The organism is Bacillus sp. EU55 (genome assembly GCF_038005925.1).
Classification (GTDB): Bacteria; Bacillota; Bacilli; order Bacillales; family Bacillaceae; genus Bacillus; species Bacillus velezensis.
Genome location: NZ_JBBOUE010000001.1, coordinates 1531007 through 1550399 on the forward strand (window position 1 = coordinate 1531007; position 19393 = coordinate 1550399).

Consider the following 19393-nt stretch of genomic DNA (forward strand, 5'->3'; position numbering starts at 1 on the left):
GCAGAAATACGGAACAGGAGGAAAACAAATGCTTGCTTACGTCTTTCCCGGACAGGGAGCGCAGTTTAAAGGAATGGGCAGAGACTTATTCGATGAATTCGGTGAGCTCATTAAAAAGGCAGATCATATTTTAGGATACTCCATAAAGGATTTATGCCTTTCAGACGAAAAAGAGAGGCTGACTGATACGAAGTATACACAACCTGCAATTTATACAGTGAGCGCACTGCAATATTTAAAGGGTTTAAAAGAAGGTCATACACGTCCTGATGCTGTTGCAGGACATAGTCTGGGTGAATATACTGCGCTTTTTGCGGCCGGTGTTTTTAATTTTGAAACAGGTCTCCGGCTGGTTGCTAAAAGAGGCGAGTTAATGAGTGAGGCTTCCGAGGGCGGAATGGCTGCCGTGATCGGACTGGATGAGCATCACATAAAAAAAATACTTCAAAAGTATGAACTCGGCCAAATAGATATCGCCAATTACAATACATCTTCACAAATTGTGATAGCAGGGGCTGCAGAAGAGATAAAGCGGGCAGCCTCTTTTTTTGAAAAAGAAGGGGCGAAAGCTTATATCGTATTGCAAGTCGGCGGAGCTTTTCATTCTCGTTTCATGGAAAGTGCACAGCGCGAATTTGCGGAATTTATCGAGGAGTTTCATTTTTCTGAATTGAATTTCCCGGTCATTTCTAACTATACGGCAAGACCTTATAAACAAGAAGATATCAAACGGAATTTAATTGAACAAATAACAAACTCGGTAAAATGGACTGAAAGCATCAGGTATTTAATGGGACAAGGCATCACTCTGTTTGAAGAGATCGGTCCCGGAAACATTCTGACTAAATTAATTCAAACCATACAAAGAGATGAAGAACCGCTTACTATCAGCGCGCCGGAAGACAGTCTCTTTTTTTCTGAAGGGAACACGGACAATTCGGAAAGCGGGAAAGAGCATAGCCTCTTGGCCGAAAATATAGAGAGCGGTGCAGCTTCACCGGTGTCCCGATTGGGTGATCAATCTTTCAAAGAAGATTACGGTTTGACATACGCGTATTTGGCAGGTGCGATGCATAGGGGGATCTCTTCCGCTGAAATGCTGATCCGCCTCGGGAAGAAAGGAATGCTGGGGTTCTTTGGCACAGCGGGTTTACCTATAAGGGAAATTGAACAGGCCCTTATTTCTATTAAGAAGACACTCAAAAATGGCCAGCCCTACGGAATGAATCTGCGATTTGAGCCGGATCATCAAGATAGAGAAAAGGAATTGATAGATTTATATATCAAGCATGACGTACGAGTAATAGAAGCGTCTTCGTATCTTTCTGTCAGCGCACCATTAATTTATTACAAAGCGCATCAGTTGAAGATAGACAAAAGCGGCAGGGTCATACCTCATAATCGGATCATTGCCAAAGTTTCACGGCCGGAAGTTGCGGCCGCATTTCTGAGTCCGCCTCCTCAAAGTATCGTAAAGAGAATGTGTCAGCACGGTATGCTGACGGAAGAGCAGGCGGAGTGGCTCAGCCGTATTCCGGCAGCAGACGATATCATTATTGAAGCAGATTGCGGAAGTAATACTGAGCAGGGCTCATTGACAGCGATGCTGCCGTTTTTTGTTAACCTGCGGGATGAAATGATGGAAACACACAAATACGCAAGGAAGATAAGGATCGGGGCTGCGGGAGGAATCGGGACTCCCGAGTCTGCCGCGTCTGCTTTTTTAATGGGCGCTGATTTTATTATGACGGGATCCATTAATCAATGTACAGTTGAAGCCGAAACAAGCGGTTTTGTTAAAGAAATGCTGAGTGAGACAGGAATATGCGATACTGCTTATGCGCCTTCGGAGACTCTGTTTGAGTTCGGAACAAAGGTTCAGGTGCTGAAAAAGGGCACGCTGTTTCCGGTCAGGGCAAATAAATTATTTCAAATCTACCAACAATATGAGTCTTTGAGTGAGATAGATGAAAAGACAAAAATTCAGCTCGAAAATGATTATTTTAACAAGACTTTTGATGAAATCTACGAAAGCATAATAGAAAAACAGCCGAACCTCGCCCAAAAAGCTGAGCGCAATCAAAAATATAAGATGCTGTTACTATTTAAGTGGTATTTGCAGAGAGGATGTCTGCTTGCTTTGGAAGGGCAGGAAGAACAAAAGGTGAATTTCCAAGTTCATTGCGGCCCGTCTTTAGGCGCTTTTAATCATTGGGTAAAGGGCACGGATTTGGAATCATGGAGAAACAGACATGTCGATGACATTGGTGAAAAATTGATGAATGAGACCGAAAGTCTGCTGAGGCGCAGATTGGATACGTTATTTCTACACTAAAGAAGGAGCGGGTGGAGGCCAATGGTTCATTTGAATAAACAGAATGCGGATATCGCGATAATCGGGGTTGCTTGCAGATTCCCCGATGCAGATCATTATCATGAATTCTGGGAAAACATAAATAGCGGCAAAGATTCCATCCGGGAAGTGCCGATTGAACGGTGGGATCCCGAACTTTATTATTCAGCTGATATCAGTATACCGAACAAAACAATCAGCAAGTGGGGAGGTTTTATTCATAAAGCAGACCATTTCGACCATAAGTTTTTTAATATCTCTCCCCGGGAAGCGAAAAACATGGATCCTGAGCAAAGAATCCTTTTAGAAGAAACCTGGCGGTGCATCGAAGATTCCGGGGTTTCTTTGCAGGATCTCCAGCGTAAAACCACTTCTGTTTTTGCGGGTATTATGAATTCTGACTACCGGCAGACAGGTCATGCTGAATCGGAAATCGACAGTTACGCCTGTTTAGGAAGTTTCGAAGCTATGCTTTCCAACCGGCTTTCATACACATTCGGTTTGACCGGAAAAAGCATGTCTGTAAATGCCGCTTGTGCATCATCGCTTGTTGCTTTACATGAAGCGGTTAAGTCATTGCGGACAAAAGAAAGCGATTATGCAATCGCATCGGGAGTAAACTTGAATTTCCAACCCGGAAAATATATTTCTTTTTCTAAAGCCAGAATGCTGAGTCCTGACGGCAAATGTAAAACCTTTGACGCAGCGGCGAACGGGTACGTTCCCGGAGAAGGGGCAGGCGTTGTATTGCTGCAGCGCCTTGGTGATGCAGTAAAAGCCGGTCACCATATATACGGGATCATAAAAGGGACAGCTGTTAATCATGGCGGTAAATCCCGTTCCATAACCGCTCCCAGAGCAGAAGCGCAGAGCCGGGTCATCTCAGAAGCTTTACACAACGCTGCTGTCGATGCTGCGACGGTTTCTTATGTAGAAGCACATGGCACAGGTACATCTCTGGGCGATCCGATAGAAATAGAAGCATTGACAAAAGCGTATCGGCAATATACTGAGGATACTCAATATTGCAGGATCGGAAGTGTGAAAACAAATATCGGTCATACAGAAGCAGCGGCGGGAATGGCCGGAATGATAAAAGTTCTAATGATGATGAAACACCGGAGGGTGCCGAAAAGCCTGAATGTACATACGGTAAATCCAATTATACAGTTTGAAAAAACACCGTTTAGGCCGGCACTTGATTCAAGTGATTGGAAGGCGGCAGACGGGGCTCCGCTCAGGGCGGGAATCAGCTCCTTCGGTTTTGGGGGTGTCAACTCTCACGTCATCATCGAAGAATTTATACATACAAAAGACGAATCTGACAGAAAAGGAAGGGTACCCTTCCTTTTTTCCGCTAAAAGTGAAGAAAGCATGAAACAAATGATACATCATTGGAGAACCTTTGCTGACGATTCAGAGGAATTTTGCAAAATATCAAATGAAGTGATCAGCAGCACCCTTTTAACAGGGAGGACATCGTTTGATTACAGGGCTGGTTTATTGGCAGGCAGCAAGGAGGAATTTAAAAATCAGCTTAAAGAGGGATTGAGTTTTCGGAGGAAACAAGATTCTGAATGGGCGCTTGCCATCGGTGACTTCAAATGGGAAAGTTATAAACAATTTGCCGTTTTGAAACGGGTGTTCCCTGATTTAGAAAAGAACGTAAGGCCGGTGCTGAAGGGTATACCAACATTGCACAGTTCATTTAAAAGAAAATGGACGCCTGAGAAAATCCGCTTGTATTCTTTAGTTATCAATACGGAAATCATAAAAAGTATCCTGGCATCCGGTTTTAAGCCAAGCCTCATTACAGGCGCCGGAGACGGATATTACGTTGCTCTTGCAGCAGCGGGTATCATCAAAATTGAAAAGGCCATTTCTGTCATCACAGGCGCTGAAAAACCTTCGCACTTATCCTGTGAGCCGCCGTCCATTCCATTTGTCAATCCGTACACTTCAAAAACGTACCCGCCGGTTCGATTAAATGAAGAATATGTAAGGATGCTGCTGAACGGTCTGAGCTTCCCGGCTGATTTTGCAGACCGCCTGTACGGGAAAACACGGCTGCTTCTTGAGCACCAATATACGTTTAAAGGGTTTTTAGAAGAGTGGGATAAAGCGGGAAAGACTCAGGAAATCGAGATTTTATCTTATATTGTGAATCGCACGGCGGATAAAAGAAACGCATTGCCGGCTGATGAGGAAGCGGCGATCATGGCTATCCTTGCCTCTATGAGGAGACTGTATAAGAGATGGGATTTAACAGATTATGATGGATTCTTTAATAATGATTATGTTCTGGAAATATTAAATTTACTAGACGAAGGAATTTTGTCTAAAGAACTTTTTCTGAGCATGTTATTGAAAAAGCAAGACGGAATTAAACAGGCTGTTGCTTGTATGAATGAGCAGCCGGCAGATTTTTATGATAAGGCTCGTTTTCCGTTGATGACAGAATACAATCAAATGGATGCCGTGTCTCAGGAGATAGCTGACCATATGCCGCATCACACGGAAGAAAAGGGAACGGAGACGGATATGGATATTTCTGAGTTTTCAGTTTTCCAATTCGGATCGCTCCCTCCATCAGCAAAACTAAACAAAGCGGCTGCTTTTGAAGCGGACAAAGCAGCTGATGACGCTCTTTATCATTCATTTATGCAAATGTGGCTTTCAGGAGAAGAGATTGAATGGGCGAAACTAGGTGACTATCATAAAAGAAAAGCCCCGCTTCCGCCTTATCCGTTTGAGCGCTGTCAATTTTCTTTAAACCCTCAGCAGGTAAAATCAGACGCGGCTTTTTCAGCAAAGAAGAATCAGGCACTTTATACGCCGATATGGAAAGAAACCGCACTTGAGAATGAAGCGGACAGCGGACAAGCCTGTACTATTTTGCTGTTCTCCGAGAATAAAGACTATTTTGAAGAGATGAAAAAAAGAGAGAATACGTCCGCATATCTTATTATGCCCGGTGACCGTTTAGAGCAGATAAGCGATAGTGTTTTCACGATCAACAGGCAGCGTCCCGATGATTATCAAAGTGTCATTCGTCTGTTAAAAGAAAAAGGCGCAGCGCCTGATGCAATTTTGCATACGTGGTCTGAAAAACAGCCTGAACTGGAAGAAACACTCGAATCAGGAATTTATTCCGTGTTTTATCTGACTAAGGCTTTAATCAGCGAGAACCTTATAAACAAAGTAACGTTCATTTATACATTCAGCGCAGATCAAAAAGAAAAATTGCCGTATTTTGAAGGTGTGAACGGTTTTTTTAAATCGGTAAAACAAGAATATCCGCAGCTGCATTGTAAGACGGTTTGCTTTGAACATGATTCTGCAGCCGTTTCATTTTCAGAGAAGGCTGCCATTCTTTATAAAGAAATAAACACAGCACCTGATCGGCATATTCATATCACTTACAGAGGCTGCGTAAGATATGCACGGATGTTAGAAAAGCAGGGAGAAACAAACAGAAAGGCCATTCAATACCCTGAAAAAGATAAAGTATATTTAATTACAGGGGGATTTGGGGGGATTGGCAGTAAAGTCGCTGAATATTGCGCGAAAACTGAAAGATGCACCATTATTCTATCGGGGCGATCTGCTTTAACCGGAGATAAGCAGAAACATTTAGAATACCTGAACAGCTTTAAAGCAAAGGTTTATTATATACAGGCGAATATATCCGATAAAGAAGCGGTAAAAACAATGATTGACGGTATTACCGATCAGCATGCAGGTCTTCATGGCGTCATTCATTGCGCAGGAGTTATCAGAGACTCGCTGCTTTTTCAAAAAACAAAGCAGGAACTTTCAGAGGTGATTGCTCCGAAAGTTCATGGTGCATTGAATCTTGATCATGCAACGAAGTCGCTGGAATTGGATTTTTTCGCCGTTTTTTCTTCAGTCGTCTCTATTGCAGGGAACGAAGGCCAGTGTGATTATGCATATGCAAACGGCTTTTTAGATCATTTTGCAGAATATCGGGAATGGAAACGGCAAAATTCTCTGCGCAGCGGCCGCACGCTGACAATCAATTGGCCTTTATGGAAAGACATCGGAATGGGAGCGAACCTGTCAGGTCAAGGGCGGACGTCTCTTTTTCATGGTTCCGGGCTCGAAGAACTTCCTGCTGAAGACGGAACGCAATGGTTTTCGCGGATTGTAACTTCGGGTCAGCTGCATAATATTGCAGTCTGCGGTGATCATGAGCGCTTTGAACAATTTATGCGGCAGAGATTTTTGACGGACGAAACAGAGACAGGCAGTGCCATTCCTTTGGCCCAAGGCGATATTTTGGATCAGACAGTTTTGTTTTTAACCAATATCATCTCCTCTGAGATCGGTGCAGAACGGGAAGAGATCGATCAAGATGTGCATCTGGCTGAATATGGAATGGATTCGGTTATGATTCATCAATGCAACACAAAGCTGGAGCAGTCACTGGGAGCAATTTCGAAAACGCTTTTATTTGAATTTCATACAATCAGAGATTTAGCAGATCATCTTGTAAAGGAATATCCGGATCGGCTGGGGCGTTTATTTTCACGGGAGGAAAAAGGAAAACAGATTCAGAGCATTACCCCCGCCAGGCCGGAACAAAACATCACTGCACCTGCGGCGGAGGAAAAAGAACATCTTGACGGGGTAGCGGTAATCGGTATCAGCGGCCGTTATCCCGGGGCTGAAAATATCGAAGAATTGTGGGAGCTTCTATCAAAAGAGAGAACCGCAATCACAGAAATTCCGAAAGAACGATGGAATTATGAGACCTACTATGACCCAGACCCCGCTAAAGCGCATGAGGGGAAAATTTATTGCAAATGGGGCGGATTTTTAAAGAATGCTGAATCATTTGATTCTTTGTTTTTCCAAATATCGCCGAGAGAAGCAGAAGCGATGGATCCTCAGGAACGAATATTTCTCGAAACCGTATGGAAAGCATTTGAAGATTCGGGATATACCATTGAAGGGTTGAGAAAGCAGACCGAAAAACATGTCGGTGTATTTGCGGGAGTGACGACCAATTCTTACAAGCTGCTCGGCGAAAGAATACCGACGGACAAAAACGATGTACTTCCAAATTCGTTCCCATGGTCTCTCGCGAACAGAGTGTCTTACACATTTGACTTTACAGGTCCCAGTGTCCCTGTAGATACGGCTTGTTCTTCATCCTTAACGGCAATTCACATGGCTTGCCAAAGTTTAACAAAGGGTGAGTGCTCGGTTGCGGTTGCGGGAGGAGTAAATTTGTATCTTCATCCTTCTGACTATTTATACCGATGTCAGATGGGAATGCTTTCAAAATCGGGAAAATGCAGAAGTTTTGGAGAAGGCGGCGACGGTTTCGTGCCCGGGGAAGGTGTCGGGGCCGTTATTCTTAAACCTCTTAAAGATGCCATACGTGATAATGATACTGTGTACGCCGTCATTAAAGGAACGGCAATTAACCACGGCGGAAAGACGAATGGCTATACGGTGCCTAATCCTGCCGCACAGGCGGATTTAATCCAAGGAGCTCTTAAAGCGGCCGGTTGGAGCGCCAGAAGTGTCAGCTTTATTGAAGCCCACGGCACGGGAACGCCGCTGGGTGACCCGATTGAAGTCCGAGGCCTGACCAAGGCGTTTAGAGCTTATACCGAAGATGTTTCATATTGCTCTCTCGGATCGATTAAATCTAACATCGGTCATCTCGAAGCGGCTGCGGGTATTGCCGGCCTGACAAAGATTATCTTACAAATGAAGTATAAAAAAATAGCCGCAACACTGCATGCTGAACGGGTGCATCCGGATCTTTATCTGGAAGAGACACCTTTTTGCCTTCAGCAGGAAACCGCCGACTGGATAAAACCCGCGAATGAAAAACATTCTGACAGCAAATATCCGCGGCGCGCGGGATTAAGTTCTTTCGGAGCGGGCGGGGCAAATGCTCATATCCTTGTGGAAGAGTATGAGTCTGCTGCTGACTGTCATACGAGGCGTGAGGAAAGTGAGGAACTTATCGTACTCTCAGCCAAGCATTCACTGAGTTTACGGGAATCAGCAAAACAGCTGGAGGAATATCTTCAAAAGGCCCGTCATAAGCAGGGCGAGTTTTTACAGCAAGCGGGAACAAACAAGCCGCTTCACCTTTCTGATATTGCGTATACCCTTCTTGAAGGGCGTGAAGCCATGCCGGAAAGGCTTGCTGTCATTTCAAATAATATCGATGATCTGATGTTGAAATTAAATCACTTTTATAATGGAATTGATGATCACGAAATATTTAGAGGGAAAAAACTGAATCATAAACGCAGACAGCAGCAATCGGATCTTCAGCTCAAATCCGGCAGCACCACATTAGCCGAAATGGCTGAATTCTGGGTATCAGGAGGCAATTTAAGCTGGGATGACTTCCGCACCGGCAGAAAACCGAGAAAAATTGCCCTGCCGACTTACCCTTTCTTAAAAAACAGACTGTGGGTGTCAAATAAGGCGCAAACAACATCAGCAGCCGGTACAGCTCCTTTATTTGATTTTTCAGCAGGTGAGTGCCGATTTTATAAAACGCTTTCAGATTCTGAATATTATGTAAAAGACCATGTTGTACATGGGAAAACGGTTCTGCCCGGAGCGGCAATCATCGAAGCGGCCAGAGAAGCGGGAGAGAGGCTGTACGGAAAATCAGTCATAAAACTGAGTCAGGTTGTATGGGCCGTTCCGATAACCGTTGAGAAAGAAAAGACGATAATGATAGATCTGCTGCCGAATCAAAAAGACGGCAGATTTGTGGTGAAAACCGATATGCAACCTGAAGCGGCAGTTCATTGCCAAGGAAACATTATCACATGCGGAGATCAAGATGCCTCTCATACAGAGCGTTTTCAATTGGACAGCTGGTTAACCGGACAGAAAAGATTAATCAGCGGCGCTGAGTGTTACAGGGATTTCCGGCAGAGCGGTTTGGACTATGGAACCAGTTTTCAGGTAATAAAACAGCTGTTTATCCATGAAAATGCTGTTCTTGCACGAATATCACTTCCTGAGAGCATTCATAAAAAATCCGGCACGCTGCTGGAACCGTGTTTATTGGATGGCATTTTTCAATCCACAACAGGGTTTACGTCCGGTCAGGAAGACGATCACACCGCATATTTGCCTTTTGAATTAGGTGAGCTGGAGATTCTTCACGCACCTTCGGCAAACGGCTATGCTTACATTACAGCTGCCGATGAAAGACAACATGATGATGTCAAAAGGTTTCATATACTATTTATGGATGAAAACGGATCTGTAAGTCTTAAAATAAAAAACTTGGCGTTGAAGGCATTAAGGGCTGCACCGCAGACTCAGGATGAGCGGCATTCAGTTAAGTATTACACAGATATGTGGAAGCGGGCCCCTATGCTTCATCAGCCTGAAGCCAGCGGTTTAAACAGCTGCCTTGTGATTTCACTCCGTCGGGATATATCAGAACCGCTGATCCGCCAGGCATATAAAGATATCGGCCTGAACATGATCTTTGTCCGCCATGGCGGCAGTTTTCAAGAAAAAGAAGCTGATTCCTTTGAATTGAACAGCGTCAAACTTGACGGCTATCAGAAATTGCTGGCGATTCTTAAAGAAAGACAAGTGACAATTGACCGCGTCATTTTAATCGGGATGAGCCCTGAAACGGGAATTGAGCATAACATTGATGAAAAGCTGGAAGAGGCTGTTTTGCCGGTTTTCAATGTAACGAAAGCTCTGTTAGCAACAATCCCAAGACATAAAATCCTGATATCACATGTATTTTTCACAAGGGAAAATCAAATCTTACCTTATCAAATGGCAATCAGCGGCTTTTTTAGGTCGCTTCATTTAGAACATCCAATGTTGTCCGGTAAAAATATTGAAATACAAAGCGACGAAATTCAGTTACAGCTGAACACCGGTCTGCCTGAATTAAAAAACCTTGTGAAAGAAACAATCATCAGCGATGATACTTCAGAAATCAGATACAGAGATGGAATCAGGCAGGTAAAGCACTCTGCAGAAATTGAAAGTGCCGAGCCCCCCAAAAAGATGGAAGTAAAAGAAGGGGGAGTTTACCTCATTACAGGAGGAGCAGGCGGTCTGGGACTGATTTTCGCCAGACATCTTGTGCGAAAAGGGAGAATAAAACTTGTCCTTATCGGCAGGTCAGAGCTTTCTGAGGAAGCTGTAAGCAATGTAAAAGAGCTCGAAAAAAACGGATCAGAGGTTTTTTATGTAAGAACCGATATTTCTGATAAGGAAAATGTCAACAACCTGATACAACTCGTCAAAAACAAATTAGGTCCTGTTAAAGGAATTATTCACAGCGCCGGTGTGATAAAAGATTCATTACTCATCAATAAGCGTGAAGAGGATCTCGATTCAGTTTTGGCCAGCAAGGTTTACGGAACAATATGGCTTGACCGGTATACAGACAGAGAACCTCTGGACTTTTTTGTTATGTTTTCATCTATCAGCGCAATAATCGGGAATGCCGGACAAACTGATTATGCTTATGCAAACCGGTTTATGGATTATTTTGCGGAAATGAGAGCGGCGGAAAATAAACCTGGAAAAACAGTCTCGATTAATTGGCCTTTATGGAAAGAAGGCGGTATGCAAATTGATATTCATTCAGAGAAGTTCCTTTATGACCGTTTCGGAATGCTGCCTCTGGGAAAACGGGAAGGCCTTGCAGCATTTGATCAAGCAATGACAGGGTGTGAACATCAAATAATGGTATTTAGCGGTAATGAATTAAAGCTGGAACGAATGATAACGATTGACAGCGGAAAAAGTGATCCGGCAATCGCCGACGAAAATCACGAACCGAAAGAGCTGTCAATAACTGAATCTTTAAAAAGCACTTTGACACGCATCATCACCGGCGTATTAAAAATTGAAGAACGGGAATTTGATTTTGAACTGCCGATAAGTGAATACGGATTTGATTCAATTATGTTTACAATGCTGGGCAACGAATTAAACGAAACTTTAGGAATATCAATGATGCCGTCAGATTTTTTCGGTCTTACTGATTTTAATGAACTTCTTGAGTTTTTAAAGAGTGAGTATTCCGAGGAACTTCATCTCTGCGGTTCTTTTTCTTCAGATGAATCTGCGGCGAAAGACCGGAGAGAAAATCTGATTGAGGGCATCGCAAAGATGATGTCAAGTATTTTGAAGATTGACAGAAAGGAAATAGAAGAAGAGACTTCATTCGGCGAGTACGGATTTGATTCTATTACGTTTACCAGACTCGGAAATGAAATCAATCAACAATATGGTACGGAATTATTGCCGTCCATTTTCTTTGAATGCAATTCACTGGCTGAAGTGACTGATTATGTAATCGAGCAATACGGAGAAATCCTTTTTGCTGAGACAGAATCTTTTTCTGCAGCTGACGAAAAAACATTGTACAGCACGCCTCCGCCGGAATCTTATGAACATTCCCCTGAGCCTGAAAACAAAACCAGGCAAGAGGAAAGACATATGAATGAGCCGGTTGCAATAGTGGGAATAAGCGGCCGTTTCCCCCAAACAGATTCGCTGGAAGACTTTTGGGAAGGAATTGAAAAAGGGCGGGATATGATTACAGACATTCCTGAAGACCGTTGGAACTGGAAAGAGTTTGACGGCGATCCGATCAGGGACGTCAATAGAACAAAAATAAAAAAAGGCGGATTTATCAAAGGCGCGGACAGTTTTGATCCGTTGTTTTTCGGGATTTCTCCCGCCGAAGCAGAATTAATGGATCCCCAGCAAAGAATTTTTATGGAGACTGTATGGAAAACAATAGAAGATGCGGGATATAAGCCGTCTGATTTGGCAGGGACGAAAACCGCGGTGTTTGCAGGGGTCGCCACAACGGATTATGCTGAACGTCTGAATGAAAATGGCGTCTCTGTTCAGGCGCAGACCGCAACCGGTTTAAATCATTGTATATTGGCAAATCGTATTTCTTACCAGCTGAACCTGACGGGTCCGAGCGAACCGATTGACACTGCCTGTTCAAGTTCGTTAGTTGCACTCCATCGTGCGGCTGAGGGGATTCAAAGAGGCGATTTTGAAATGGCGATTGCAGGCGGAGTGCATATTATGACAAGCCCTACTCTGTTTATAGCTTTTGATAAAGCAGGTATGCTTTCCAAAGACGGAAAGTGCAAAACGTTCGATAAAAGCGCTGACGGCTATGTAAGGAGTGAAGGGGCGGCTGCAGTATTGCTTAAGCCGCTCAGCAAAGCACAGGCAGACGGTGATCATATATATGGTTTGATTAAAGGGTCAGCTGTAAATCACGGCGGCCGCGCCAATTCTTTGACAGCTCCGAATCCGAACGCACAGGCGGACTTATTAACCGAAGCTTGGCGGAAGGCGGGGGTCAGCCCTGCCACTGCGGGATATATAGAAGCGCATGGCACAGGGACAAGTCTTGGCGATCCGATTGAAGTGAACAGCATCCTAAAGGCATTTAAAACGTTATATCAAGAATGGGACATTCCTTTTGCGAAACAAAAATGCTGCGGAATCGGGTCTGTGAAAACAAACATCGGCCATCTCGAAACCGCTGCCGGAATAGCCGGCGTGCTGAAAGTGTTACTGGCTTTTAAATATCGCAAACTTCCGGGACTCGCCCATTTTTCAGAACTCAATCCATACATCAAACTGGGAAATACGCCATTTTATATCACAGAAACCGCTCAAAAGTGGAATCCGATAAAAGATGAAGAGAACAACGATCTGCCGAGGAGAGCAGGTGTCAGCTCATTCGGATTCGGCGGTGTGAACGCGCATATTGTATTAGAGGAATATAGGGAACCTCAAAAAGAAGTGCCGGAAAACAACGGTAACACACATATTTTTGTTTTATCTGCGAAAACCAAAGATCAATTACTTGAGTATATCCGGCATATGGTTCAGTACTTGGATCGCGTGATTGCCGGTGACATGACCGTTAATGCCAGTGACATGGAATTTACATTGCAAAACGGCCGGGAAGCAATGAACGAAAGAATTGCCGTATGTGCAGCGAGTCTGACTGAGCTGAGAGATAAATACGTCAGCTTTCTTGATGACAGCAAGGTGCAAAAAGGCGTATTTATAAGCGAAAACACTGAAGAGCGCACAGCTGTTTCTGAATATATGATTCAGGAGGCTCTTCAAAGCGGAAAAGAGGAGCTGCTCGCACAATGGTGGGCCAATGGAGCCGAGTTTGAATGGAAGACAATCGGCAATAAGAAATTGAATAGAGTGCCGCTGCCAACTTATCCGTTTGCAAAAGAGAGTTATTGGTTTACTCCGAAAAAGAACAAAAGCGAGGTTAATAGTAAAAGTCTTCACCCATTAATCAGCGAGAATGTCTCAACATTAAAGAAACAAGCATTTAAAACTGTTATTTCCGGAACTGAATTTTTCGTCACTGATCATCTTGTTTCAGGAGACTATGTGCTGCCAGGAGCCGCTTCGCTTGAAATGGCTCTTGTTTGTGCGGAAATAAGCGGAGAAAGTAAAGTATATAAAATAAAAGATGTGATGTGGAACAGACCTATATTATATAAAGGAAAAACGCTGCACATTTATACCGACTTGGAAATGAAACAAGATAAGTTGAACGTAATGATATGTAAAGAGGGTCCGGATGGCGTGCAGCAAATCTGCACACAAAGTGAAACAGTATTCGGAGACATAAACAGCAATCCTGAGTATGTCGATATTGATCAGTTCATACGCAGCAGTGAGCCGGTCATAAGCCGGGAAGAGTGTTATCACCGCTTCAGCCGTATGGGCCTGACATATCATAGCAGTTTTCAAACATTGAAAGCCGTATATCGCGGTGATATGGAGTTAATGGCAGAATTGGAGCTTCCTGCTCATTTAGCGAACGGGTTTTCACATTTTACACTTCATCCTTCATTAATTGACGGCGGTTTTCAAGCGGCGGCATTTTTGTTAAGAGATAATGAGAAAGAGGGCTTATTTGTTCCATATTCACTTAGAGAGCTTCACATTAAGAGGGCGCTTACTGCCCGATGCCATGTCTCGGTGAAAGAAACCGGTTTTTATACGTATAACATTGATTTTATTAACGAGAGCGGCGAAATAGCCGTGAGCATGAAAGACTTTTCTGTCAGAAAAGTGACCGGGGGAGAATTAACCGCAGGACGTAAAAATGAAGATCAGGAAATTCTCTTCTTATTAGAACGATTGAAAAACGGTGAACTTTCTGCTGACCAAGTTTATCAGCTGCTGGAGGGAAAATAGTGCAGATCAAACAAATACTTTCCTTAATTGAAGAACAGCAAATGTCTCCTGATGCAGGACTGGAGCTAATTCGCACTTACAGAAAAGAACAAATGGAAAAAAAGGCGGAGCCGGAATCACAAGCTCCGTCCCCAACCATTTTTTTTAAGAACGAATGGGTAAGGACAAATAACATTGATAGGCCGAATCAGCAGGCACCGGGAAATATGCTGATTTTTGATCAGGATAACCGTCTTTTTCAGCATGCCGAGATGATGAATGGAGAACATAACCGTGTCATTCTCGTAACGCCCGATTCTGATTATAGAATTGAGCGGAATAGATGCACAATCAATCCTTCTGATGAAAATCATGTCGAAATGCTGCTGTCTGATTTGGCTGAAAACGGATTTACACCTGATGTCGTGCTTTATTTATGGAACGGAGAAATCAGAGAATTCACTGAAGAATCCGTTAACGAAACTCTTCGCAGAGGGATAAACTCGCTCTTTTTATTATCAAAAGCTTTAATGCGAAGAAACGAACCTGTTACGTTATTGCATATTTATTGGACAAGCGGTCTGAATCAGCCGTTTCATGAAGCTGTCGGAGGGTTCATGAAAACGGTAAACATGGAAAGCTCCAAGCTTAAAGCGAAAACCATACAGATTCGCCATGAGCATTCTGAGATAAATCCTCCGGTTTCCAAGGTGTGGGATGCTGCAATCAGTGAAATACAGCACTTTCAATCCGATGAATGTGAGGTTTTAATAGACTCACATACCCGTTATGTGAAAGGGCTGCAGCATATTGATAATCCGGAACACGATAACGGATCTGTAACGTATCAAAAAGGCGGCATATATATCATTACCGGAGGAGCGGGAAAACTCGGGCTGCTGTTTGCGGAACACATCGCTAAAGAAAACCAAGCCGTGATTATACTTACAGGCCGTTCTTTTTTAACAGCTGATCAAAAAGAACGGATCAGTAAGCTTAATGAGAGCGGCTCTATTGTTGAATATCAGCGGACGGACATAACAAATCGAACCGAGACAGAGCGATTCATTTTCGGCGTTAAACAGCGGTACGGCAGCATAAACGGGATCATTCATGCTGCCGGCATCCTTCGTGACTCATTTCTTGTAAATAAAAGTCTCAGTGATTTTACGGACGTACTGAACCCGAAAGTTTACGGGACAATCTGGCTGGATGAGCTGACAAAAGACGAAGATCTTGATTTTTTTGTTCTCTTTTCTTCTTTTTCCGCTTACGGAAATGCCGGCCAAAGTGACTATGCGTACGCAAATCATTTTATGGACAGTTTTGCAGTGCTTCGATCTCAGCTCTCCCGAAACGGAAAAACCCTTTCAATCAATTGGCCGTTATTGAAAGATGGCGGGATGAGTCTCGACAGCAATGGAATCATTCAAATAAAAGAAAAATACGGAATGACTCCGATGCGAACTTCCTCTGTTTTGGAAGCGTTTCTGAAAATGCTGCGGTCTTCATTTACCAGCTTAATGCCTGCAGAAGGAGAGCGGGATAAAATGATAAAAGCGCTTTCGATTCAAAGAAATACAGCTGCAGCAGATCAAGATACACTCACGGCGGAACACGATGAAGAAGAGGAATATGCTGCGAAAGAAAAAGTCAATGACTATTTAATCAAGATCATCAGCGGTGTCTTGAAAATCCAATCTCATAAAATAAATGCGAAAGACTCTTTTGAGAAATTCGGAATCAACTCACTTATGATCATGTCACTTATTTCAAAGCTTGAAGATACTTTCGGGGATCTTCCAAAAACAATCTTTTTTGAATATCAGAACATTGAAGAGCTTTCAAACTTCTTCCTAACATCTTTTAAAGAAAAAGTGCTTAAGGCCGCAGGGGCAGCTCCGGTAACAAGAGTGCAAAAGAAAAGAGAAAATCTGAGTAAAAAACAGCACCGGCAGCAGAAGGTTGCAGCTGCACCGAGCATGGTTCAGCCGGGTGAGGATATTGCCATTATCGGTGTGAGCGGAAGATATCCGAATTCCGATACTCTTGAGGAGTTCTGGGAAAACATTGCCGGAGGGAAAAACTGTATTATTGAAATCCCCGAGGAACGTTGGGATTTCAGATCGACTTACAGTCCCGACAGAATGGAGAAGGGGAAAATCAACAGTAAGTGGGGCGGTTTTATCAGCGGTGTTGATCAATTCGATCCGCTGTTTTTCCATATTTCTCATAAAGAAGCTGAGCTGATGGACCCTCAGGAGCGAATTTTTCTCGAAACCTCCTGGCATACGTTTGAAGATTCAGGATATACAAAAGAGAAGCTTGACGGTATGAAAGCCGGTGTGTTTGTCGGAGCCATGTACGGACAATACCAATTATTCGGCGCAGAAGAAACTGCGCGGGGCAATCCGATCGCGCTCAGTTCCTTCTTTTCATCTATTGCGAACAGGGTTTCATACTTTTTTAATCTCTCCGGCCCGAGCATTGCACTGGATACGATGTGTTCATCATCGCTGACGGCCATTCACTTGGCATGTGAGAGCATTAAAAGAGGGGAAAGTGAAATTGCGCTTGCGGGCGGCGTTAATGTATCCATACACCCCAGCAAATACCTTTGGCTGAGTCAAGGTAATTTTGTTTCCACCGAAGGATTGTGCAGAAGTTTCGGAGAGGGCGGAGACGGCTATGTGCCGGGAGAAGGTTCGGGAGCCGTCCTGTTGAAACCTCTGGAAAAAGCAATTGCCGATCAGGATCATATATACGGAGTGATTAAAGGAACATCTGTAAATCATGGCGGAAAAACCAATGGATTTACGGTTCCGAATCCGAATGCACAAGCTGAGCTGATTGCTGAAAATTTTAAGAAATCGGGCATCAGTCCGCGATCCGTCAGCTACTTGGAAGCACACGGAACGGGTACCTCGCTCGGAGATCCGATTGAGATCGCAGGATTGACAAAAGCGTTTGAGAAATTTACGGATGATAAACAATTTTGTGCTATAGGTTCAGTGAAGTCTAATATCGGACATTTGGAGTCTGCTGCAGGTATAGCAGCTCTTACAAAAGTTCTTTTACAATTTAAGCATCAGAAATTGGCGCCATCCATTCACTCGGAACAGCTGAACCAAAATATCCGATTTGAAAAGACGCCTTTTTACGTTCAGCGGAAAGAAGAAGAGTGGCGGAAAGAATCAGGCGCCTCCAACAGGAGAGCAGCAATCAGTTCGTTCGGAGCGGGAGGAGCAAATGCCCATGTCATTGTGGAAGAATATCAAAACCATGCGGACACACAAACAATAAGCGGGCCGTTTGCCGCAGTTCTCTCTGCCAAAAATGAAGACAGACTGAAAGAATACGCCCGGCGCCTTCTGCAATTCACAGAGCGGGAGACAAAGGCCTCGGCAGCTGATATCGCTTTTACATTGCAGACATGCAGGGAACCGATGGAAGACAGACTTGCTGTTGTAGCTTCCGATTTGCCGGAGCTTAAGGAGAAGCTGAGAACTTTCTGTACCGAAGGAACAATTGGAGAGGGCGTATACAAAGGCAATGTTACGAAAGATTTTGATAAAGTCTTTATCTTTCATGATCAAAAGATGAAAGATAAATTCCTCGAGGCGATGATGGAGACAAAGGACTTGAATCTTCTTGCAAAATTATGGTCTTTCGGGGCTGATATTCAATGGCGAGAGTTATATGAAGAATATACCCCGCAAAAGGTCAAGCTTCCTTTATATCCATTTGCTGAGGAGTCTTACTGGGTGCCTGGAAGCCAAAGTGCAGTATTTCCGGAAACATTGCCGCAGCAGTCTTCACTGCACCCGCTTCTGGATTCGAATGAATCTACTCTGGAACAGCAGTTTTTTAAAACGACATTAAGAGAAAAAGAGATTTGGTTAAAAGACCACATTGTAAAAAACAAGAGCATTCTCCCGGCAGCTGCTTTTCTTGAAATGGCATGCGCAGCGGGAACGCGGTCATATCGAAAGAAAAAGGTCACTCGTTTAAAAAACGTGATATTTGCCAGACCGGCCATGCTTTTGCAAGAGAGCCTGACCATTTACACTCACATTTCCGTAAAAGACGGCAGCATATTATTTAACATGTCACCTGACGAGGATGCTGCTGTAAGGACTGGATTTGTGACGGGGGAATTAGATTATGATCATCATTACAATGATGATGATATAGAGAACATCGACAGACAAGAGATGATAAACAGAAGTGCTTTTGTCCGTGAACAAGATGAATGTTACGAGTATTTTCGGGAAAACGGGTTCCTGTATGGGCGCGCTTTTCAGCCGATTCAACGTTTATGGGGCGGCGGAACGGAAGCGGTTGCACACTTATTGCTGCCAAAAGAAGCCGCATATGCTCTTGAACATTATACATTGCATCCGTCTTTAATTGATGGGGCTCTGCAATCTTTGTTCGGAATTACCGACGGAAGAGAAGAGGCATCTGTTTATGTTCCTTTTTCAATAGGAGAGATTACGATTCGGAAAAAAGTTTCAGCAGAATGCTGGGCTTATGCGCGTAAAACAGGCCAAAAAGGTCAATCCGAGCTTATTTACGATATTCAGCTGCTTAATGAACACGGAGAGAGACTTGCAGGTTTGAAGGATGTAACCATTCGTAAAAAAGAAACGTTTTCCGCGGAGACACAGACTCGTGCAACAGCGGATTCCAATGGAAAGAACGAGAGAGTAAAAGAGCTCCTCAGACAATTAAAAGCGGGCGAACTGACTGCGGAGGAAGCAGATTATGCGCTGGAGCGTATGCAGGATTAGTTTATCA

At 43.8% G+C, this 19393-nt stretch carries 3 protein-coding genes; all 3 read left to right on the forward strand.

Translation table 11 applies throughout. The features are described 5' to 3' along the window. Positions 1-28: 28 nt before the first annotated feature. From fabD to NYE50_RS08190, 3 genes are read left to right on the forward strand one after another with little or no spacing between them, the layout of a single operon-like run. Positions 29-2335 carry an ACP S-malonyltransferase gene (fabD, locus tag NYE50_RS08180; protein ID WP_159354110.1) on the forward strand — a complete coding sequence of 769 codons (2307 nt, stop codon included), beginning with the start codon at positions 29-31 and terminating at the stop codon, positions 2333-2335. 21 nt (positions 2336-2356) lie between these two features. Then, complete coding sequence (locus tag NYE50_RS08185) at positions 2357-14614, forward strand: SDR family NAD(P)-dependent oxidoreductase (RefSeq protein ID WP_340764009.1); 12258 nt, start codon at positions 2357-2359, stop codon at positions 14612-14614. Further along, positions 14614-19386: a type I polyketide synthase gene (locus NYE50_RS08190; RefSeq protein WP_159354112.1), complete on the forward strand. Its 4773-nt coding sequence runs from the start codon at positions 14614-14616 to the stop codon at positions 19384-19386. The genes NYE50_RS08185 and NYE50_RS08190 overlap by 1 nt, the downstream gene beginning before the upstream one ends. Positions 19387-19393 lie beyond the last annotated feature (7 nt).

Excerpts from the sequence above, each read along its gene's own strand:
- fabD (WP_159354110.1), top strand. The coding sequence starts at position 29 with ATGCTTGCTTACGTCTTTCCCGGACAGGGAGCGCAGTTTAAAGGAATG.
- NYE50_RS08185 (WP_340764009.1), top strand. The coding sequence starts at position 2,357 with ATGGTTCATTTGAATAAACAGAATGCGGATATCGCGATAATCGGGGTT.